Raw genomic sequence first — 19,650 nt, 5'->3', positions numbered from 1 at the left:
CCGCCTTGCAGCTGCCCGCACCAGACCCCGCTCACCTGCGCCTATGAGGCGCCGTTACTTCCCTCCGGCCTGATCCGCCGGACAGGCCCTAGCCTGGACACCAGGGGGCGGCTCGGGCGAAGCCCAAGGAGGCTGACGTGGCTGAAGCAACCCCTGAGGCCGGAGCGAAGGACAGCGACCGGACCTACGCCGGCCCCCGCGGCACCGGCACCCCCGGCTACCTGCCCATCGCCGAGCACGGCCTGATCGGCGACCTGCGCAGCGCCGCCCTCGTCGGCACGAACGGCACCATCGACTGGTACTGCTGCCCCCGCTTCGACGCACCCAGCGTCTTCGCCTCGATCCTCGACGCCGAACGGGGCGGATCCTTCGAACTCGCCCCCGACGTCCCCACCCGCACCAAACAGTTCTACTTCCCCGACACCAACGTCCTGATCACCCGCTTCTTCGCGGACGACGGAGTCGGCGAGATCCAGGACTTCATGCCCGTCGTCGACGACTCACGCGAGGCCGACCGCCACCGCCTCATCCGCCGCGTGGTGTGCGTCCGCGGAGCACTCCCCTTCCGCGCCCGCGTCGCCCCCCGCTTCGAGTACGGCACCACACCCCACACCGTGCACGCCGAGGCCCGCCAGGCGGTCTTCGCCTCCGCCTCGCTGCGCCTCGCCCTGACCTCCACCGTGCCCATCGAGGTCGATGGCCCGGACATCTGGGCCCTGTTCAAACTGCACGAGGGCGAGACGGCCGTCTTCACCATCGACAAGATCGGCGGCGACGTGGCACCCCGCTTCTGCGCCGTCGCCGAGGCGGAACGAGAATTCAACGCGACCGTGCGCTACTGGCGCCGCTGGCTGTCCCAGTCCCGCTACCGCGGCCGCTGGCGGGAAATGGTCCACCGCTCCGCCCTCACCCTCAAACTCCTCACCTACGCCCCCACCGGCGCCATCGTCGCCGCGCCGACCACCAGCCTGCCCGAACAGATCGGCGGCGAACGCAACTGGGACTACCGCTACGTGTGGATCCGCGACGCCGCGTTCTGCGTGTACGCGATGCTCAGACTCGGCTTCACCGACGAGGCCGAAGCCTTCATGGGCTTCGTCACCGAACACGTCCAGCGCGCCCCCGACGGCCCGTGCGGACCCACCGGCCCCCTGCAGATCATGTACGGCATCGACGGATGCCGTGACCTGCCCGAACGCGAACTGCCCCACCTCGAGGGCTACCGCGGCTCAGCCCCCGTACGCATCGGCAACGCCGCCGTCGACCAGCTCCAGCTCGACATCTACGGGGCACTCGTCGACTCCCTCTACCTCTACGACAAGTGGGGCAAGCCCATCTCCAGCGCCCACTGGGACAGCATCAGCGAGCTCATCGACTGGGTGTGCGACCACTGGGACCAGCCCGACGAGGGAGTCTGGGAGACCCGCGGCGGCCGCAAGACATTCCTCTACTCCCGCCTCATGTGCTGGGTGGCGATCGAACGCGCCATGCGGCTGGCCCAGCACCGCGGCCTGCCCGCCGACATGGTCCGCTGGGGCGCCGTCCGCGACACGATCTACCGGCGGATCATGAGCCACGGCTGGTCCGCCGAACGCCACGCCTTCACCCAGTACGAGGACAGCGACATCCTCGACGCCTCCCTGCTGATGATGCCGCTGGCGAAGTTCATCTCCCCGACCGACCCCAAATGGCTCGCCACCCTCGACGCCCTCGGCGAGGACCTGGTGTCCGACTCCCTGGTCTACCGCTACGACCCCCAGGCCAGCCCCGACGGCCTCCAGGGCGAGGAAGGCACCTTCTCGATCTGCTCCTTCTGGTACGTCGAGGCACTCACCCGCGCGGGCCGCCTGGACGAGGCCCGCCTCGCCTTCGAGAAGATGCTCACCTACGCCAACCACCTCGGCCTCTACGCGGAGGAGATCGGCCACACCGGCGAACAGCGCGGCAACTTCCCCCAGGCCTTCACCCACCTCGCCCTGATCAGCGCCGCCTTCAACCTCGACCGCATGCTCGGCTAGACGAACGAGTCCGATGTCGGGGCCGGTGCGCGAGCTTGAAGAGAGGGCGCTCAAGATCATGTTGTGACGCACGACCTGAACACCCTCTTGACCGCGCTGTACGTGAAGATCGACGACGAGACCGGAGGGACCCGGCGGATGGGACGGCCGCCACTGCTGACCGACCCCGAACCCGTCTGCCTTGCCCTGACGCAAGCCCTGCTCCACAGATACAGGTCCGGGCACGCCGCTCGCGCAGCGCGACGGCGAGGTCTTCCAGGTACGTGCCCACGCCGTCCCGCCCGCCGGACTGCTCGGCATCGCCACGGCGGCCACCTGTTTCGGGGTTCTGCCCGGCGGGTTCAGGGGTAGAGGCCGGCCCGGAAGGCGAACGAGACGAGTTGCGCTCGATCACGTGCGCCGACCTTCGTCATGGCCCGCACCGCATGCGTCTTCACGGTGAACGGCGACACGGACATCTGGGCCGCGATCTCGTCGTTGCCGAGACCGCTCGCGACGAGAACGACCACGTCCCGCTCCCTGGGTGTTCAGAGCGTCGAAGCGTCGCAGCAGTTCCTGGTCGATCACCGGGGGGCGGACTGTCGGTCATTTGACTGCTCCCCTCCCTGAGGGGAGGGGATTCCTTCCTTCAGGGCTGAGCGGGGATTCCTGGCTCAGGCTGCCTCCGGGAGCGGCGCTCCCGGTGGTCTTACGCCCTCGGCACCAGCCGGGTTCAGACCTGCCCGGACGAGCATCACGCGGGCGGAGTTCTTGTCCCTGGGGGAGACGACTTTGCACGCGGTGCAGGTGTAGGTGCGCTCGGACAACGGCAGTGCGTGCTTGGTTCTCGCTCCGCACGATGCGCAGTCCATGGTGGTGTGCGCAGGATGCACGAGACGGATGTCCCGTCCGTGCTTGCGGCCCATCTCGATCAGGGCCTTCTTCGTGGCGCCGATCGCGGCGTCCGCCGCTTTGCGCGCCATCGAGGACCTGGCGAGGAACTTCGGCCTGAAGTCCTCGACGGCGATGGCGTCGTGGTCGGTCACGGCCTTCTTCGCCCACTTGCGGCCGGCATCCTGCCGCTGCCGGGCGATCTTCGCGTAGGTCTTCGCCCGCCACTTCTTCGCCTCACGGTAGCCCTTCGAGGCGGCCTGCCCCTTCTTCGGCCGGCGGCGGGCCATCATCCGGTCATAACGGGTCAGCCCAGCCTGCGCCTTACGGCCGTGCTGGGCGTGCGGCAGATCATGGGCGTTGGAGGTGGTGGTCGCGGTCTCCCTCACCCCCCAGTCCACGCCGAGCACCCGGCCGGTCTCCGGCAGCGGCCGCACCTCGGCGCGGACCACGAACGATGCGTACCAGTGCCCGACGCTGTCCCGGTACACGCGCACCAAGGAAGGTTCCACCGGCAGGCTGCGCGACCACACCACCCTCAGCACGATCCCACCCGCCAAATGCAGGCGGTCGTCCTTCAGCCGGAACCCGCGCCGGGTGTAGTTCAGCGTCGGCAAGGCCTCGCGCTTCTTCTTCCACCCCGGCATACCGGCCCGCTGCCGCTGAGGCAGGCGTTCCCGGATGTCCTTGTGCGCCTTCGCGCGGGACCTGCCGAAGTCCCGGATCAGCTGCTGCTGAGGAACCGAGCTGCCCTCACGCAGCCACGGCGTACGCTCCCGCGCCCCGGTCAGCATCTTGTCGAGCTGCGCCGGGCCGCAGGTCCGCTTCTCTCCCGTGGTCTTGTGGTGCAGGTGGACCGCCTTGGACTTGGCGACGCACTCGTTCCAGATCCACCGGCACCGTGCCCACTCCGCCTCCAGCGCGGTACGGGCACCCGACGACACGCGAAGCCGGTAGGTGTACCGGGCACGCCCGGCCCCGTCGGCTTCCATTGGCGTCGTCATGACGCCACCGTAGCGTCATGATTCGCTTCTCACTCCGGATCCCGGCAGACCTACACGAACAGGTGACCGCCCGCGCCACCGCGGACCGGCGGTCCCTCAACTCCGAGATCCTCCACCTCCTGGAGGTCGCCCTCACCGCTCCCCGGCCGGACGCCGGATCGCCCAGCGGCGACCCGGCTTCCCCTGCCCCGCTCCGCGGAAAACCGGATTCCTCCCCGGCCTGAAGGCCAGGGCATCCTCCGGGAATCCCGGTGACATCAACGAAGGTGACGCGCGTCTCCCTGCCGCAGCCCCCGGCCGCGCCGCCCCACCGCCCCGGCTGTGACGCAGCTCCTGTCGGCCCCGCGGGAGGCCGCCGTACCGTTGTCCGCCCCGCACATCCCCGCCCGGGCGCGCAGTGCCCGCGACCGGATCACCCACACCGGAACACCCAGGACAGGCGGGCACACGCACAGGACGGTCCACCATGCCCACCGCTCTCTCGCCCGTCATCGCCGCCTCCGCACGCTGGCTGCTGGCGGCCTTCCCCCCGGCCGCCGGCCCGCTGAACCTGGCCCTGGCCGAAGCCCAGGCAGGGCACGCGGCCACCATCGCCGCCGCCCTGCGCTACCCCACCGCGCTGGACGCCGAACTGCTGGACCTGCTCGGCCCCGGCGGCTCCGGCCGGCTGGACTTCGTCACCGGTGCCGACGCACCTCCGCTGACGGACGCCACCCACGCCTGGCGCACCCAGGTCGATGAGACCGTGGTCAGCTGGGCGGCCTGCCTGCTGGCCGACGCCGACCTCGCCGCCCTGGCCGCCGCCTGCCTGGCCGCCACCCACCACGGACCCGACAGTGTGGGCGACGCGCGCCGGCTGACCATCCCCAGCCCGCGCGACCACCGCGCGGCCCCCCTGCTGCGCCACCCGGACTTCCTCGGCCCGATCGCGGACCTCCACCGCGAGACCCTCCTCGGCCTCCTCGGCGCCGCCCCGGCCGCCACCGCCCCCGAGCCCGGGTGACCGGCCACCGTCCGGCCGCCGCGGCCCGTCGCGCTCAGGGCGCCTTGAACAGAGCCGGGAAACGCGGAGCGAGCCAGGGCTTGCGCCCCCTGACCAGGATGCGGCCCTGAGCGAGGGCGCCCCACTGGCCCCGGCGCCCGAGCGCCATCAGCAGAAACGTGACCGGCTCGATGAGGATGGTGCAGTCCGCACGCCCCGGCAGCCGCTCACCGACCGACACCGCACCCCCGGCCACCCGCACCCCGAACCGGCCGCCACCCCACAACCGGATCGCATAGCAGGCACTCAGCCCGGCCGTGCCGGCCGTATCGGTCACCCGTGGCATCACCGTCAGGAAGAACGGCAGCGTCAGCCGCACCCGCTCCCGGTCGATCATGTGCCCACGCCCCAGCGCACGGGCGAGATCGTAACCGTGCCCCAGCATGTGCGTGAGCAGATACGACCCCAGCACATCCGGCCCCATCGGGCCCAGCGGAGTGACCACCGTCCCCTGCGCACTCCGCTCCTCCAGCGCCCTCAGACACGCACCGGCCTGCTCCACGATCATCCCGGCCAGCGGCTCGGCCCCGCGCTCACCGAACACGGCGAGCGCCTGCTCGTTGGCCGCGGCCAGACTCTGCGCCGTGCCGTCCCCATAGCTGCGCACACCGCCCGCCGCGACGTCCGCCATCAGCTCGTTGGCCAGTGCCAGATGCGCGGCCGCCTCCCCGACGCTCCACTGCGACTGCGGCACCCGGCGTTCCATACCGGCGCCCGCCCGCAGCAGTGCGGCGATCTCCTCGGCCGTATCCCGTATCGCCGCACCGAGCCCCTCGGGCACCGCACCCCGTACGTCCGGTCCCGCCACTGGTTCCACGCCGCCTCATCCTCGCTTCTCGTTCCCGTCACGGATCACCCGGCGTACAGAAGACCAGGTGACAAAGGCAGCGACAAGCCCCCGAACCACGCGGCCGGGACCAGACCCCGCCCGCTCCTGTCCAGCGCCTTTGCCCCCGCCAGGCCCGTCCGCCGGGCCCGTTTGCCCAGCGGGTTCGCCAAGTCCGGCCGCCCCGGGCCGTGTTGAGGGGACGCCAGGGGCGGATGGCATAGTGCCCCGCATGCCGATACGGACCGCACGCCCGCAAAAGGGCAGGTGGTGGGGAGCCCTCGTCGCACTCCTCGTCGCCCTTGTCCTCACGGCCGCCGCGCCCGCCGCCGACGGGCCCGGTGAGACCGGCCTGCGGTTCGAGGCCCCCGGGACGTTCGTCATGTACAACGCCGACGAGGGCGCGAAGGCCGAGAACGGCGCCTTCGTCCTGCCGGTCGCCGTCGTGCCCGGGAACACCGGACCGGCCCGCAACATCAAGGTCGTGGTGGACGCGTCGGGACTGGCCGGGGTGGCCCGCGTGAGCGAGGGCAGCGGCAACAACTGCACCGGCGGGGGCTGGGTGTGGACGTGCCAGTACGGCACCCTGGACAACGACGGGGAGAGCATGCCGCCCTTCACCCTCCACGGCGTGGACGGGACGCAGCCGGGCGACAGCGGGACGGTCACGTACACCGCGAGCGCGGACAACACGGCCTCCGTCACCGGCACCACCCGCATGATTGTCGGGGGGCCCACGCTGTACGGGCTCGAGGAGCCGGGGAAGATGACCGCGGTGGAGCCGGGAAAGCCCGTGTCGCTGACACCGAGGTTCTCCAACCCCAGCCGGTTCTCCACGCAGCGCGGCATCGCCCTGCGGATCACCGCACAGGGCGGCCTGGTGCTGGCGGCCCGTCACCGCAACTGCTCCTACAACCCGACGTTCACCGACGCCTGGTGCACGTTCCCGGCGAAGGCCGCCGCGCGCACCGCGTACCGCACGAGCTCGACCCTCACCTTCACCGCCGTCCCCAGGGAACTGACCGGCACGCTGGACTACTCCTGGTCGTCCGACCCTCAGCGGCCCGCCGGGCTCACGGTGCGCGGCACGGGCGCCCCGCTCACGCTGACCAGGACGCACGAAGGGGGCATCCACGACGCCACCAGCACGGTCACCGTCGTGGAGACCACCGTGCAGGCCGACTACGCGGCGCTCACCGGGACCGTGCGGGGCCGGGTCGGCGACACGGTGAGCGTGCCGCTCGGGGTGCGCGGCCTCGGCCCCGGCAGGCCGGCGGACGAGAGGGGCCGCTTCGAGGTGATCCCGCCGGAGGGCACCACAATCACCTCCATCCCCTACACCTTCGAGGACACGGACGGGAAGTGGGCGTGCGCGCGGCCCAAGAAGCCGGGCGGGGCCTTCGTCTGCGATCTCGACAGCGACGTGCTCTGGCCGGGGGACGACGGGACGACCAGCCTGGTCTTCCGCTTCCGCATCGACCGGCAGGTGCCCGGCGCCCACGGCACCGTCCGCACGTACAACCCCTACGACCGCACGCCCGGCAACGACACCGCCCGCATCCCGCTGGAGGCGTCACCGGCTCCGCCGTACCGGTCGGCCGTGCGGCCCGCAGTGCTGATCCCGGCGGTGCTGGCCGCCGTGGCGGTCGCGGCCGCAGGGGTGACACACCGCCGTCGCCGCCGGGCCGTGGCCGTCCCCGGAAGCTCCGCGGACGGCGAGCGCTCCGGCGGCTGACAGGCGCCGGCGCAGGGGAGACGCGGGTCACATCGGGCCATGTCACAGGAGGCCGGGCTACCTCGTCTCAGGGGTGTAGCCACCGACGGCCCCAGAGGAGCACAGCGTGACTCCTCCCCCTCGTAAACGAGGGGGCTTCTCGCTATGCCGGGTTGGCGTCGCGATGGACCAGCCCGGCCCGTAGAACGTTTTGGGCGCCCACCGTGTCCGCGTGCGCGGTGTGGCCGCACGAGACGCAGTGGAACTTTTCCTGGGTGGGCCGGTTCTCCGCTGCGACGTGCCCGCATTCGGGGCAGGTCCGGGAGGTGTTGCGGGGGTCCACGGCGATCACTTCCCGTCCGGCACTTTCAGCCTTGGCGTGCAGGATCGTCAGGAACACCCCCCATCCGGCATCCGAGATCGAGTGGTTCAGCCCGGCCTTCGCGGCGGCACCATTGGGCAGGAAGCTGCCCGGCTGGTCAGGATCGGCCTTCGGAGCGGGGGCCTTGACCATATTGCGGATCTTGAGGTCTTCGTGCGCGATGACGTCGTGCTGCCGCACGAGGTCGACAGCGACCCTGTGGGCGTGGTCGAGCCGCTGGCGGCGGACTTTGCGGTGCAGCTTGGCAACATTGTCCACGGCCCGCTGGTGGTTGGCGGTGCGCTTGTCGCGGCGCACACGTGGGAAACGGGACAGGGCCTGCTGCGCTGCTTCGAGCTTCGCAGCGGCCTTGCGGCCGTGGCGGGGATTGGCGACGTGCTCACCGTTGGAGGTGGTGAGGAATGAGGCTATCCCCATGTCGATGCCGACCACGCTGCCCGTCTTGGGCAGCGGCTCGGGCTGTTCCTGCTCGGCGGTGAGGACGACGTACCAGCGCTTGCCCTCGCGCTTGACGGACACGGTCTTGACCTTGCCGACCACGGGCCGGTGCTGGTTGACCCTGACATGCCCGACACCCTGGAAACGGACGCGGGTCACCCGATCGTGCGGGGCGGAGTCCCAGCGGCAGCCGTCCCCGTCCTTGGGGAAGTCCACCGTGTCGAACCAGTTCACCCCGCGAAAACGCGGATAGCCGGGCGTCTCACCGGACTTGACCCGGCGGAAGAACGCGGCGAACGCCTTGTTCAGCCGGCGCAGGGTGGCCTGCTGGGAGGAGAAAGACCAGCGGCCCTGACGCTCCGGGTCAAAGCCGCGGATCTCCTTGAGCTGTGCGGACTGCTGCCCATACGTGACGCTCGTCTTCGACACGTGCCGGTAGGCGTCCCGGCGTTCCTGCAATGCGCCGTTGTAGAGCGAGCAGTGATCGGCCAGCATCGCGGCGAGCGCAGCGGCCTGGCCCACGGTGGGCCGCATGAGGAACTTGTATGCACGGATCATCCGGCCCACCCCCCTTCGGTCAATGTGTGATCAACATAGCGAAGGCCACTGACAACGCAGTGAACTCCGGCGCTTCACGCCTCCGGGCCGAAGATGCGTTTACCTCCCCGGCTGAAGCCGGGGATACCCACGCAAGATCAGGGATGGCTGCGCTGTGACGGCTCGTCGACCCGGCCCACGTCGACCAAGGCCTTCCTATCGGCCGCGGTGACACGGATCTCCATCGATGTGCTGCGCTCCGCACGGGTGCGGCGGGAGGAGTACGTGGGCCCGTGGGTTCCCGAGCCGCTGCTGAGCGATCCGTATCAGGATCCGGCACAGGCGGTGGAGCTGGCCGACTCGGTGTCGATGGCGGCGCTGCTGCTGGAGCGGCTCAGCCCGCTGGAGCGGGCGGTGTTCGTGCTGCGGGAGGTCTTCGCCTTCGAGTTCGGCGAGGTCGCCGCGGCGGTGGGGCGTTCGGAGGCGGCGTGCCGGCAGCTGCTGGTGCGGGCGCGGCGGCACATGGAGGCCGGGCGGCCGCGGTTCGAAGTGGACCGGCAGGGGCGGCACGAGCTGGCGACGCGGTTCTTCGACGCGCTGAAGAGCGGTGATGTGGACGGGCTGCGGGATCTGCTGGCCGCTGACGTGCAGCTCGTCGGGGACGGCGGCGGCAAGGCCCCGCAGCTGGCCAAGGCCGTCATGGGTGCGCAGAACGTGGCCCGGGTGCTGGGCACGGTCTTCCCCTTGATGAGCCGGATCGACGTGACGTTCGAGCCGCACGAGGTCAACGGCCAGCCCGGCGCGGTCTTCCGGGACCGGGACGGCAAGGTGCTCCACACTTTGGCCCTCGACGTGCTCGACGGGCAGATCCAGACCATCCGCACGGTGATCAATCCCGACAAGCTCGGCCACCTCGGACCGGTCGCCGACGCCTGGGCCGTCGACCGCGAGGTGAAGCAGGCCCGCCGGCAGATGAACTGACCCCGGTGCGCGGCGCGGACCGGCTCGTCCTGTCTGCCTGAACCGATCGCCCCCGTGGCGTGCCCGGATCGGCCCGAATCATGGCGCGCCGCCCTCTGCACGGCGCACACGCACCGGCCGCCACCCGTCCGCACACGGCCACGCGGCCCGGTCATTTGAGGATGTTGACGGCCCGGGCGACCACCAGCACCACCGTGACCAAGGAGACCGAGGACTGCAGCATCATCAGCATCTTGGCCCAGCGCGACAGCGGCATCACGTCGGTCGGGCTGAAGGCGGTGGAGTTGGTGAACGACAGATACAGGTAGTCCAGGAACGCCGGCTCCCAGTCCGGCGGTGCGGTCTGCGGGCTCTGCATCTGTACGAAGAGGAAGTCGGCGTACTGGCTCTGGCCGCGGACCCGTGCCATCGGGCCGCCGCGGTCCCACTCCCAGTACCACAGGGCGAACACGATGACGTTCGTCAGCCAGATACCGCCGCCGGTCAGCAGCAGAGGCCCGGCCTCCGTCGCCGCGGTGCCGTTGACCAGACCCGCCACCAGCCGGACCGCCGACCAGCCGTTGGCCAGACTGATCACACCGGTCAGAGCCAGCCCCCACCACCGCAGCCACCGGGTGCGGGGTTCGACCCGCCGGGGATTCGCCGCGACCAGACCGGCCAGCAGCACCAACTCCAGAGCCGGCAAAGCCCAGTACGGATGGAAGGCGAGCCGGTGCGGCAGCATCCACTGCAGCGCGACCGCCACCAGGATCACCGCGGTCACCGCCCAGCGCGGCTCACCCCGCGTCGCCCGCCGCCACGCGGGCGCCACCTCACGCTCACCGCTCTCCAGCAGCCGCTCGATCCGCGCCAGGCGGCTCTCGGCATCACCCGTACCCTCACTCATGGCGACGATTGTCCTCGGCGGAGCCCGCCCCTTCGAACGGGCACCGATACACGTGGCGCCGATGCCGACCAGCCCCACCAGTAGGCATCGACACCAGCACAAGGACACATGTTGCCGCCTCTGACGCACCCCTTCCGGACCAGCACCGACCGCGGCTGCTCCTGGACGGTCACCGCCACCGGGGCCGGCGGCACCGCCACCACCCAAGCCCGGCGGCCCCCCGCCGGCACCGGGCACCTCGAAGGACTGGAGAAGGTGTCCCGGAGCGGCATCGCGCACGGGGGCCTGGGAGCGGCATGAATGACTTCGAGGCGATCGACCAACTGCTCGCGGCCGCTGCCGAACCCGTCCCCCTTCCGCCGGCTGAGCAGCGGCGGGCCCTGCGTGGGGCCCTCGGTCTCTCGCGTGCCGAAGTGGCCCGCGCCCTCGGCGTGAGTCCGTCCACGGTCGTCGGCTGGGAATCCGGCCGCGACCCCAGTGGTGAGACCCGCGAGAAGTACGCCTACTTCCTCAAGGGCGCCGACGCGAAGATCACCGCCCGCGACACCACCGCACGCGACACCACCGCCTCGGAGTCGGCAGCCGCCGCCCCCGAGCCGGCACCTGCCGACCCGCACCACGAAGAGCAGGGCGAACTCACCACGCCGCAACCCTGCGTGCTGTGCGGACACCCCGCCCGCCACGAGGCCGCCGGATACCCCCAGCACCTGGACCCCGCCGAATGCACCCCGGCCCCTACCACCGCCGCACCCGCACAACCCGCCGCGCCGCCGTCCGCCCCGGCGCAGCACACACCCCGCCCCGCCCCTGACGCCCCCGGCGGCCGCGGCACGCCGCTCGTGCCCGTCGGCCGCCGCGCCCAGAGCGCCGCCCAGATCCCGGACCTGATCGGCGAGGCCGTGAGCGCCGCACTCCCAAGCACGGCGGCGACCTGGAAGCGGCCACCGCGGCCCTGCTCAGGCGCGCCATCCCGGACGCGATGGCCCTGCTGGACACCACCCGCAAAGGCGGCCGCTACGACATCGTGGCGCACCCCTGGATCCCGGACGTCCTGCGCAAGCAGTCCGCCCGCGGCGCGGACCAGATCTGGGAGGCCCGCCCGAAACGGACCCGGCCCGAACTCCCCGCGGGCCGGCACGAGGTGACGGCGCTCGACATCATCGGCGCCTATCTCTCCGCGCTCAAGACCCACCTGCCGATCGGCCGGCTGGAACACACCACCGGCCTCCCGCACGACCGCCGCCGCGCCGGAGTTCACCTGATCGCACCCCCGGCATGGGAGCACGCGCACACGCTCCCCAACCCCCTGGGCAGCAGGGACGAACCAGGTCCCCTGTGGGTCACCGAACCCACCCTGCGCCTGCTGCTGCGCCTGTCCTCCCCGAAGTACGGTCTGTGCGACCCGCCCCAGATCCACGAGTCGTTCACCTCCGGCGCGACGGAGAACCTCCTGGAGAAGTTCCGCATCGCCCTCAAGGACGCCAGGGACAGGGCGATCGACACCGGCGACGAGGTGACCCTGGAATACGTCAAGGCGATGTACTCCAAGTTCGTCTCGACGATGGGGGAGTCGAACCACAACCGCGAGCTGTACCGCCCCGACTGGATGCACCTCATCCGCTCACAGGCCTTCGCCAACCTCTGGACCAAGGCGTTCAAGGCGTACGAGGAGGGCCTCACCCTCGTCCGTGCGATGGGCACCGACGAGCTCCACGTGATCGGCGACTGGCGTGCGGTCTTCCCGGAGGGACGCGGCGTTTCCGAAGCGAAGATCAAGGACACGTACGTCATCGGCTCCGAGACGCCGTAGCCCGGACGCCGCAGGCCCGGACACCGTAGGCCCCAAAGCGGCACCGGACGACAGGAAAACCATTCCGGACCACTCCTGCCGGAATTCACCGAAGCCCACTGCCGCCGCCCCCGGTCATGCATTCTTGACTCACCCTGAAATACGCGACGATGAGGCTCCGTCAAGTCGGCTGCCGGAAAAGCGAGGAGACGAAATGCCGGAAAGGAACAACGGTTTCGGCAAATTCGGCGCTCGCGGCATCAAGGGCCACGAGGCCGTGGCCCGGCAACTCGATGTGCTCGCAGGGTTCGTCGCCACCCCGGTCACCGCCCGGCGCGGCCTCCTCGCCCGGCTCCACCACCTCACCCGCTCGGAGCGTGCCCGCGCCGCGGCCCGGGAGGCCGGTCTGACGGTCACCGACCGGACGCCGAAGGCCTGACTGGACGGCAGGCGGAGTCCCTCCAGGAAGAACCTGCGCAACATCGAGAGCGCGTACCTGCAGGTGCGCCGGCGCAACGGCGCGCGTTACCTGCTCGGCCGTCTCAACCGGGAAGGCCGCGGGACCCGCGTGGAGTTCCACCCGCTCAACCAGTCCCAGGTCACCAGGCCCCAGCACCGCGTCGTGGAGTTCCGCACCCTCAACGTCCGTCACTGGGACCGCATCGTCGAGGCCTGGGCCGCCGCCGACGACCAGGCCCTCGACGGCGCCTGGATCAACGAGGCCGTCGTGGACCTCGGTTCCCAGTGGGGCCAGTACGAATACGTCACCACCATCGGCTTCGCAGCCTGACCCGCAGGTCCACAGGCCCGCCTGCCGGACGGGTGAAGGATTCGGGGCGGTAGCGCATTCCCGCGCCGAAGGATAAGAAACCCATAAACTTCGGGTGCATGGCGGGGTGTTGCCGGGGAACTCGCTGCTTCGGAGGTTGATAACTATGGTTCCCCTGCTTCTCGTTCTTCTGCTCGCCCTGGTTCTCTTCGGTGCCGGTTTCGCGCTGAAGGCTCTGTGGATCGTGGCCGTGATCGTGCTGGCCGTGTGGCTGCTCGGTTTCGTCATGCGTTCCGCCGGAGGCGGCGGCAGCCGTGGCCGCTGGTACCGCTGGTAGCGAACGGCAGTCCCCCCGTGCGGGGCGGCCCCAGGCGTTGACGTCCGGGGCCGCCCCGCACGTATGTGACTCTTGCGTCACCTTCTCAGCTGTGAACGGCCGAGCTTGTACGGCTCAGCGTTGGTCACGCCTTGTCGCGCTCCCGACTGTCCCCTACGACGGGACGGTCACGGGTCGCATCTCCCGCCTCCGGCTACACCGGTGGCGGGACGGGCATGGTGACGAACACCCACGCCGAGCGTGCGCGGTCGCGCACGTTGACCCCGGCGACGACATCGGCGGGCCCAGCGAGGCCGCACCGACGACAACAGAAACGGTCCCGGGTGGGCCGGTTGGCCCGCTCCGTGTGCCCGCAGCGCGGGCAGCGCTGCGAGGTGTAGGCCGGATCCACTTCCAGGAACGGCACCCCGGCCCTGCGGGCTTTGTAGGCGAGGTGCTGTCCGAGCTGGTGGAACGGCCAGGAGGAGAGGGTGCCCCGCTGGTCGCGGCGTAGCCGTACCCGCTCGCGGATCCCGTCGAGTGCTTCGACGGCGATCCCACGACCGGTGCGTTGCGCGACGGACACGATCCCCTTGGAGATCACATGATTCACGTGCGTGGCATGGCGCTGTTCCTTGCACCTGCGGCGGGAAAGCCGCCGCCGGGCGGAACGGGTCTTCTTCTTCTGCAGTTCGGCTCGTTTGCGGGCCTGCCACCTGCGGTAGCGCGACAGGCGGCGGCCCTGGTAGTTGGTCCCGTCAGACGTGGTCGCAAGGTTGGCGATGCCGCGGTCCACTCCGATCCAGTCCACCGGCTCGAACATCTCGGCGTCGGGGATCTCGCAGGTCGCGATAAGGAACCACTTCCCGCCCCGCTGGATGAGGTCACTCTCGCCGCGCCGGTACTGGATCAGGGTCTTGAGCTGGTCGGGGTGGCCGGTGTAGCGGATCCCCTTCATCCGCCCGTCCACGGTCCAGATGGAGACGGTGCGCGCGTCGTGCTGCCATGACAGGCAGCGGTCGTCGAACGGCTGGGCCGCCTCCGGCCGGAAGACGATCGGCGTACTGAGCGCCTTGCGATACCGCCGGGATGTCGAGGGCCCCAGATTCCCGGCGCGCAGGTTGGCCCGCAGGGTGGCGTAGGCGTCGACCACCTTCTTCACCGCCCGCACCGCCGGCTGCGCGGACAGCCCGAAGGCCGTCTTCAGGTCCGCGTACACCTCCTTCTGCAGACCGTTGCGGTCCCTCACGCCTCGGTTGAAGGCGGCGGCGGAGGCATGCGTGGCGGCCCTGTTGCAGGCGCGCAGGGTCGCCTCCAGTGCCGACGCCTGCACAGGCGTCGGCAGCAGCTTCACCTGCACCACCAGCTTCACAGCCCCGGACCGTCGTACGACCACCGCACACATGGCCGCCCCATGACCGGAGATCACCACTGCCGGTGACCTGTAGGGCGGTTGTTCGTATTTCCTGGCTCCGCCAGGCAGCCGTGCGGGCACTCCGCCCGACAAGTGCAGATGAGGCGACGCTCCGCGTCGAGGCCGCAGGAGGTGATTCCTCCCCGGCGTGAACGCCGGGGAGGAATCGCCAGAACCAGGTGAAAATGCCGGCACCGGTGTGCGGGCGGCGGGGGAGCGGGGCAGGAGAACGGTGTGGCCGGGAGGTCCGCTGTGCGCGCCCGGAACCGCGCACCTCCAACACGGCGGGCTTCCCGGGCACACCCGGCCGCACGCCTCGGGCAGAGCGTGGATCTGCCGCCGCAGTGCCGTCGAGCGGTGCGTCAGCGACTGGAAGCGCTGTCGCCACGCGGTAGCTGATGCCGGCCATGCCAAGGACCCGCGGACAAGGCAGCATGTCACGGTGTCGTTGAGAAGGCGTTCTCGGCCCAGTCGGCGAACGACGTCCAGCGCAGACGGGGACGGGCGGCGTGCAGCGCCGGCAGGTCGACGCGGTAGCCGGGGCCACGCAGGAACGCCCACATCGCTCGCATGTCGTCGTTGCCGATCTCGTCGAGCTGTACTTCGTTGTGGCGGACGGTCACACCGACTGCCGTGCTCAACGCGGCCGCCATGTCATCGGGCGTGGGGGCGTCGCCGGCCAGCTCGATGCGCTGCCCGGCGAACGCGTCGGGCGCGGCGAAGACGGCGGCGGCGAACTCGCCCAGATCGGGGCGCGCCAGTTGCTGCAGCGGACGGTCCGGTGGCAGGGGCAGATCGAGCACCCCCTGGCGGATCTGGTCCTCGCCGCCGAGGGCGTTGTCGAAGAAGTAGGTGGGCCCCAGGATCGTGTAGGGCACCTCGCCTGCGGCCAGTTCCCGCTCGATGACGGCCTTGGTCTCGAAGTGCGGCACGCCCGTGTCCTGGTCGGCACCTGCCACGGAACTGAAGACCAGGTGTGGCACACGAGCATGACGGGCGGCGGCGAGAATGGTCCGGCCCTGTGCGATCTCGGCGGCCGGTCCTGACTCGAAGGGCGTGGTCATCGCGAACACACCGGCTGTGCCCCGCATGGCGGAGGCCAGGGACTCGCGGTCCATGAGATCTCCGCCCACCACCTCGGCGCCGCGCGCGGCCAGGTCCCGGGCCGCAGCGGATCGAGGGTTGCGGACCAGGCCACGGACGGCGGCGCCGCGGGACAGCAACGCGCTGACGACGGCGCCGCCCTGCCCCCCGGTCGCCCCGAGAACCAGTACCGACTGGTCGACATTCATGAGGAAGAGCTCCTTCCGGTCGGCCCCGGAGGGCCTCGCCGCGGATGGGACTGAGCCGCGGGATCACTCCTTGCGATGCGGGCGCACGGCTGCCCGTGGAGCATGCAGGCGTCCCGGTCCGGTGGCCGGTGAGGCGCGCCGGGGGCCTGCCGGGTTGCCTGATTCCCCGGCTGAGGGCAGCGTGGTCGGTGTCGGCCGGCTGTCCCGGGAGGAGTGTGCTGTGGCCGTGATCTCCGATGGGGCGTCGCGGACGACGTGGCCGCGGCTGCGCGTCGCCGACTGGACCGAGACCCGGGACACACTGCACATGTGGACCCAGATCGTCGGCAAGATCCGGCTGGCCCACGCGCCCCTGGTCAATCACTGGTGGCAGGTCACCTTCTATGTCAGCCCGCGCGGCCTGACCACGTCGGCGATCCCCTACCGCTCAGGGGTCTTCGACATCGAGTTCGACTTCCTCGACCATCAGCTGCGCATCCGCGGCAGCGACGGCGCCCACCGCAGCGTGGCCCTGGAGCCGAGGCCGGTGGCCGACTTCTACCGCGAGACGATGCGGGCCCTGAGCGAGCTGGGAATCGAGACAAAGATCCAGGCGTCTCCCAACGAGGTGGACCCGGCGATCCCCTTCGACGAAGACCACCGGCACACGTCCTACGACCCGAGGGCCGCGCAGCTCTTCTGGAGGCAGCTGCTGCAGGCCAACCGGGTGATGGGGGAGTTCCGCTCGTACTTCGCCGGCAAGGTGAGCCCGGTGCACTTCTTCTGGGGTGCCATGGACCTGGCCTGCACGAGGTTCTCCGGACGGGCGGCGCCGCCGCATCCCGGCGGGGCCCCGAACTGCGGTGACTGGGTGATGGTGGAGGGCTACTCCCGCGAGTTGAGCAGCTGTGGTTTCTGGCCCGGCGGCGGTGAAGAGGGAGCCTTCTACGCGTACGCCTATCCCGAGCCGGGCGGCTTCGCCGGCCACCCGGTCACCCCGGCCGACGCGTTCTACAGCCCTGACTTCGGCCAGTTCCTCCTGCCGTACGAGGCGGTGCGCACTGCGGCCGACCCGGACCGGGCACTGGCCGGCTTCCTGCACACGACCTACGAGGCCGCCGCGGAGCACGGCGGCTGGGACCGGGCGGCTCTGGAAGAGGACCCGAACCGGTGGCGACAGCACCGGTAGAGGGGCGGGCGTGTGCGGGGCGGGTGCGCTCTCGGTACGCGGCCGGACGGTTCGTGTGCGCTGCGGGATTGCGGCCGCCTGCGGTCACGGCCGGTGTCCACGCCGGCGCCGGCGCTCGGCTTCGGCGATCTCGCCCGCGATGGGATGCCAGAAGCAGAGGTTGACTTCCTCCCCCGCCTCAAGGCAGGGGATTGCAGCGGTCGCCCGCCGGGTCACGATTCCACCAGGATCGAAGTGATCGACCTGGGCGGCCCGTGCTCGGCATAGTGGCCGCAGCACACCGTGCCTCGACGCACCTTGATCCGGTCACCGCGCGGTGACACGACAACGCGGGGGAATGCATGCGTGCTCACAGGAAGATCGGCGCGGCGTTGGCGACAGCGGCGCTGGCCGTCGGGTTCGGCGCGGTGGCGGCTCCGTCCGCCGATGCCGCCGCGGGCTGCTGGACCAACGACGGCGGCATCAGGTGGTACTGCAACAACGTGTCGGGCGCGCCCGTCTACGGCATCATCGGCAACAACCACTCCTACCCCGACCCCGGCAAGATCGTCGGCTACATGTACTCCAACCCGAGCTGGTTCTACTGCAAGGAAGACGGCCAGGCCTGGGTCGGCGGACCGCACCCGACCCGCTGGCTGATGACCGTCGCCGACAACGGTCAGCTGGGATTCATGAAGGACACCGCGATCTACAGCGAGACCGACCCGGTGCGGGACTGCTACCGCTAGGTCCTGGCGGGTCACCGCGTGGAGTTCAGGCCCTGACGGGACACGTGTCAGGGCCTGCCCTGTCATGTCGTGCCTGATCAGGTCGTCTCCTTTGCGGGAAGGCAGGGCGAGTTCAGGCGTCCGGGCGGCCCGGCTGCCCGCTGCTGCCGGCGGCGGCCTTGGTGGTGGGCCACTGGGCCAACGAGATCATCCCCATCACCCGGCGGATGAGGTAGAAGGCCAGCGGCAGTTCGACACACGCCGCGAGCACCGCCGACAGCCACACCCCCGAGGTGCCGAAAGCGAGCGACACGTCGAACCACGCGTCGCAGATCAACAGCACCGCCGTCGCGGTCGCCGACACGATCACAGCGCGGTGCCGCAGCCACCCGAGCAGCGCCGTGGCCGCCATCGCGACCATGAGCAGGGCGTCGAATCCGACCCACGTCGCGCGCCACTGGCGGACCTCGTACACGGACGGCAGCGTCATCGCCAGCAGGACCGTCCAGGGGACGAGGCCGAGGGCGCAGACGGTGAGCAGCTCCAGCGTGTGGCGCCGGTGCCGGCGTATCCGCTCGGGCAGATCGACCGGATCGGGCAGACCGGCCGCCGGTGCCGCGGCTCCTTCCTGGGTGCTGGCTTGGGCGTCGCTCACGTCGGCTGCTCCGTTCTCGTCCGTCCCGGGCGGACAGCGGCGGGGTGCTCCGCCGGCATCGGGTGGTCAGGTGCCGGTGATGATCCGGCCCGGAACTGCCAGGCTAAGCCCGCACCCGTTCCGCCCCGGCTCCGGGCCCCTTGATGTGCCGCATGATGTGCCGCGCGTCCGCAGCAGAGCTGCCGTCGCCCGTCAAGTCCCGAGTTCTCCTGCCACGCATTCCAGGGGCATGACTCCTTTCGTCCGCCGGTGCCTAATAGAGATGCGGGCCCGTTCAGCAGCAGCTGGCCCTCACCGAATGGCCGCGAATGGTCAGGACTGTTCGGAAACCCTGATTATTTCTCACGGAGGAGAATTCCCATGACCCGCACTTCCCGTACTCAGCGCCTTGTGATGCTTGCCGCCTCGACCGCCCTGGCGGCAGGAGGCGCGCTGATGCCCTCCAGCGCTTTCGCCGCCCCGGCGACGCCGCACACCGGGCCCGTGGCCGCGGTCACGGCAAGCCACCAGGGTCACCAGGCCGCCGAGATCGCGGGGCTGGTCAAGAACAGTACGACCACCACCACCAAAACGACGGTCAAGAAGGAACTGACCGTCGACGGCCTCAAGATCACCACGATCACCAAGAAGACCAAAATAACCAAGAATTCCAAGGGTGTCGTGATCAAGAAGGTCATCACGACGACCAAGAATGTCAAGTTCATCAAAATCGGTGGAAACAACGGCAACAACAATAATGAATAGCAGCCGCTAGTAGGACTCCGTTAGGTTGCTCTGGCTCTGAGGTTCTGGCTGGTGGGGGATGTTCTGGGCAGGGGGCGGTGGCAGGTGGTGCAGGTGCC

At 70.3% G+C, this 19,650-nt stretch carries 16 protein-coding genes and 4 pseudogenes; 12 read left to right on the top strand and 8 right to left on the bottom strand.

From position 1 onward, the window contains the following. The first annotated feature begins 137 nt into the window (after positions 1–137). Positions 138–2,018: a glycoside hydrolase family 15 protein gene (locus tag ACIRA5_RS51300; RefSeq protein WP_403704942.1), complete on the top strand. Its 1,881-nt coding sequence runs from the start codon at positions 138–140 to the stop codon at positions 2,016–2,018. A 341-nt stretch (positions 2,019–2,359) separates the two neighbouring features. Here the strand turns inward: ACIRA5_RS51300 and ACIRA5_RS51295 are convergent. Together ACIRA5_RS51295 and ACIRA5_RS51290 are read right to left on the bottom strand one after the other, a co-directional pair. After that, positions 2,360–2,607 (bottom strand): annotated as a pseudogene (locus ACIRA5_RS51295) (response regulator transcription factor); the annotation flags it as partial. 64 nt (positions 2,608–2,671) lie between these two features. Next, positions 2,672–3,892 (bottom strand): RNA-guided endonuclease InsQ/TnpB family protein, encoded by a 1,221-nt coding sequence (locus ACIRA5_RS51290; protein WP_403704938.1) that lies wholly within the window; start codon positions 3,890–3,892, stop codon positions 2,672–2,674. Positions 3,893–3,909: 17 nt separating this feature from the next. On the opposite strand from ACIRA5_RS51290, the gene ACIRA5_RS51285 reads away from it, so the two are divergent. Beyond that, positions 3,910–4,116, top strand: coding sequence for an Arc family DNA-binding protein (locus ACIRA5_RS51285; RefSeq protein ID WP_323139034.1), 207 nt, complete (start codon positions 3,910–3,912; stop codon positions 4,114–4,116). 242 nt (positions 4,117–4,358) lie between these two features. Next, the gene (locus ACIRA5_RS51280; protein ID WP_403704935.1) at positions 4,359–4,895 is read left to right on the top strand and encodes a hypothetical protein; all 537 of its coding nucleotides are present in this window, start codon (positions 4,359–4,361) and stop codon (positions 4,893–4,895) included. 34 nt (positions 4,896–4,929) lie between these two features. On the opposite strand, the gene ACIRA5_RS51275 is transcribed toward ACIRA5_RS51280, so the two are convergent. Beyond that, on the bottom strand, positions 4,930–5,751 hold the full coding sequence (locus ACIRA5_RS51275; RefSeq protein ID WP_403704932.1) for a maleylpyruvate isomerase family mycothiol-dependent enzyme: 822 nt from the start codon (positions 5,749–5,751) through the stop codon (positions 4,930–4,932). A gap of 241 nt (positions 5,752–5,992) precedes the next feature. Here ACIRA5_RS51275 and ACIRA5_RS51270 point away from each other — a divergent pair, with 241 nt between their 5' ends. After that, positions 5,993–7,495, top strand: coding sequence for a hypothetical protein (locus ACIRA5_RS51270; RefSeq protein WP_403704929.1), 1,503 nt, complete (start codon positions 5,993–5,995; stop codon positions 7,493–7,495). Positions 7,496–7,637: 142 nt separating this feature from the next. Here the strand turns inward: ACIRA5_RS51270 and ACIRA5_RS51265 are convergent, their stop codons facing one another. Further along, on the bottom strand, positions 7,638–8,852 hold the full coding sequence (locus ACIRA5_RS51265) for an RNA-guided endonuclease InsQ/TnpB family protein (RefSeq protein ID WP_403704926.1): 1,215 nt from the start codon (positions 8,850–8,852) through the stop codon (positions 7,638–7,640). A gap of 144 nt (positions 8,853–8,996) precedes the next feature. On the opposite strand from ACIRA5_RS51265, the pseudogene ACIRA5_RS51260 reads away from it, so the two are divergent. Continuing rightward, positions 8,997–9,812, top strand: a pseudogene (locus tag ACIRA5_RS51260) (sigma factor-like helix-turn-helix DNA-binding protein); the annotation flags it as partial. 151 nt (positions 9,813–9,963) lie between these two features. On the opposite strand, the gene ACIRA5_RS51255 reads toward ACIRA5_RS51260, so the two are convergent. After that, entirely contained in the window at positions 9,964–10,698 is a 735-nt protein-coding gene (locus ACIRA5_RS51255; protein ID WP_403704923.1) for a hypothetical protein, read from the bottom strand. Positions 10,699–10,806: 108 nt separating this feature from the next. On the opposite strand from ACIRA5_RS51255, the gene ACIRA5_RS51250 reads away from it, so the two are divergent. The 4 genes and pseudogenes from ACIRA5_RS51250 to ACIRA5_RS51235 all read left to right on the top strand — a co-directional run bounded on the left by ACIRA5_RS51250 (position 10,807) and on the right by ACIRA5_RS51235 (position 13,593). Continuing rightward, the gene (locus ACIRA5_RS51250) at positions 10,807–10,998 is read left to right on the top strand and encodes a hypothetical protein (RefSeq protein WP_403704920.1); all 192 of its coding nucleotides are present in this window, start codon (positions 10,807–10,809) and stop codon (positions 10,996–10,998) included. Continuing rightward, a pseudogene (locus ACIRA5_RS51245) lies at positions 10,995–12,508 on the top strand (helix-turn-helix domain-containing protein). Before ACIRA5_RS51250 ends, ACIRA5_RS51245 begins: the two are co-directional and overlap by 4 nt. Before the next feature lie 193 nt (positions 12,509–12,701). After that, positions 12,702–13,277: pseudogene (locus tag ACIRA5_RS51240) on the top strand (transcriptional regulator). Positions 13,278–13,422: 145 nt separating this feature from the next. Beyond that, on the top strand, positions 13,423–13,593 hold the full coding sequence (locus tag ACIRA5_RS51235) for a hydrophobic protein (RefSeq protein ID WP_403704917.1): 171 nt from the start codon (positions 13,423–13,425) through the stop codon (positions 13,591–13,593). 193 nt (positions 13,594–13,786) lie between these two features. On the opposite strand, the gene ACIRA5_RS51230 is transcribed toward ACIRA5_RS51235, so the two are convergent. Continuing rightward, a complete protein-coding gene (locus ACIRA5_RS51230) occupies positions 13,787–14,944 on the bottom strand; it encodes an RNA-guided endonuclease InsQ/TnpB family protein (RefSeq protein WP_403704915.1) in 1,158 nt (385 codons plus the stop codon). 479 nt (positions 14,945–15,423) lie between these two features. Continuing rightward, complete coding sequence (locus tag ACIRA5_RS51225) at positions 15,424–16,278, bottom strand: NmrA/HSCARG family protein (RefSeq protein ID WP_403704912.1); 855 nt, start codon at positions 16,276–16,278, stop codon at positions 15,424–15,426. A 220-nt stretch (positions 16,279–16,498) separates the two neighbouring features. Here ACIRA5_RS51225 and ACIRA5_RS51220 point away from each other — a divergent pair, with 220 nt between their 5' ends. Continuing rightward, on the top strand, positions 16,499–17,446 hold the full coding sequence (locus tag ACIRA5_RS51220) for a DUF5996 family protein (RefSeq protein WP_403704909.1): 948 nt from the start codon (positions 16,499–16,501) through the stop codon (positions 17,444–17,446). Positions 17,447–17,787: 341 nt separating this feature from the next. Then, on the top strand, positions 17,788–18,174 hold the full coding sequence (locus ACIRA5_RS51215) for a hypothetical protein (protein WP_403704906.1): 387 nt from the start codon (positions 17,788–17,790) through the stop codon (positions 18,172–18,174). A gap of 112 nt (positions 18,175–18,286) precedes the next feature. Here ACIRA5_RS51215 and ACIRA5_RS51210 read toward each other — a convergent pair whose 3' ends face one another. After that, positions 18,287–18,808, bottom strand: a complete 522-nt coding sequence (locus tag ACIRA5_RS51210; protein WP_403704904.1) for a hypothetical protein — start codon at positions 18,806–18,808, stop codon at positions 18,287–18,289. 360 nt (positions 18,809–19,168) lie between these two features. On the opposite strand from ACIRA5_RS51210, the gene ACIRA5_RS51205 reads away from it, so the two are divergent. Then, positions 19,169–19,552, top strand: a complete 384-nt coding sequence (locus tag ACIRA5_RS51205) for a hypothetical protein (RefSeq protein ID WP_403704901.1) — start codon at positions 19,169–19,171, stop codon at positions 19,550–19,552. Positions 19,553–19,650: the final 98 nt, after the last annotated feature.

Source organism: Streptomyces sp. NPDC096311 (assembly GCF_044763085.1).
Classification (GTDB): Bacteria; Actinomycetota; Actinomycetes; order Streptomycetales; family Streptomycetaceae; genus Streptomyces.
This window is presented reverse-complemented; position numbering and strand designations above follow the sequence as displayed.

Coding starts and splice junctions, on each gene's coding strand:
- ACIRA5_RS51290 (WP_403704938.1), bottom strand. CDS start 3,892: ATGACGACGCCAATGGAAGCCGACGGGGCCGGGCGTGCCCGGTACACC.
- ACIRA5_RS51285 (WP_323139034.1), top strand. CDS start 3,910: ATGATTCGCTTCTCACTCCGGATCCCGGCAGACCTACACGAACAGGTG.
- ACIRA5_RS51280 (WP_403704935.1), top strand. CDS start 4,359: ATGCCCACCGCTCTCTCGCCCGTCATCGCCGCCTCCGCACGCTGGCTG.
- ACIRA5_RS51270 (WP_403704929.1), top strand. CDS start 5,993: ATGCCGATACGGACCGCACGCCCGCAAAAGGGCAGGTGGTGGGGAGCC.
- ACIRA5_RS51265 (WP_403704926.1), bottom strand. CDS start 8,852: ATGATCCGTGCATACAAGTTCCTCATGCGGCCCACCGTGGGCCAGGCC.
- ACIRA5_RS51255 (WP_403704923.1), bottom strand. CDS start 10,698: ATGAGTGAGGGTACGGGTGATGCCGAGAGCCGCCTGGCGCGGATCGAG.
- ACIRA5_RS51250 (WP_403704920.1), top strand. CDS start 10,807: ATGTTGCCGCCTCTGACGCACCCCTTCCGGACCAGCACCGACCGCGGC.
- ACIRA5_RS51235 (WP_403704917.1), top strand. CDS start 13,423: ATGGTTCCCCTGCTTCTCGTTCTTCTGCTCGCCCTGGTTCTCTTCGGT.
- ACIRA5_RS51225 (WP_403704912.1), bottom strand. CDS start 16,278: ATGAATGTCGACCAGTCGGTACTGGTTCTCGGGGCGACCGGGGGGCAG.
- ACIRA5_RS51215 (WP_403704906.1), top strand. CDS start 17,788: ATGCGTGCTCACAGGAAGATCGGCGCGGCGTTGGCGACAGCGGCGCTG.
- ACIRA5_RS51205 (WP_403704901.1), top strand. CDS start 19,169: ATGACCCGCACTTCCCGTACTCAGCGCCTTGTGATGCTTGCCGCCTCG.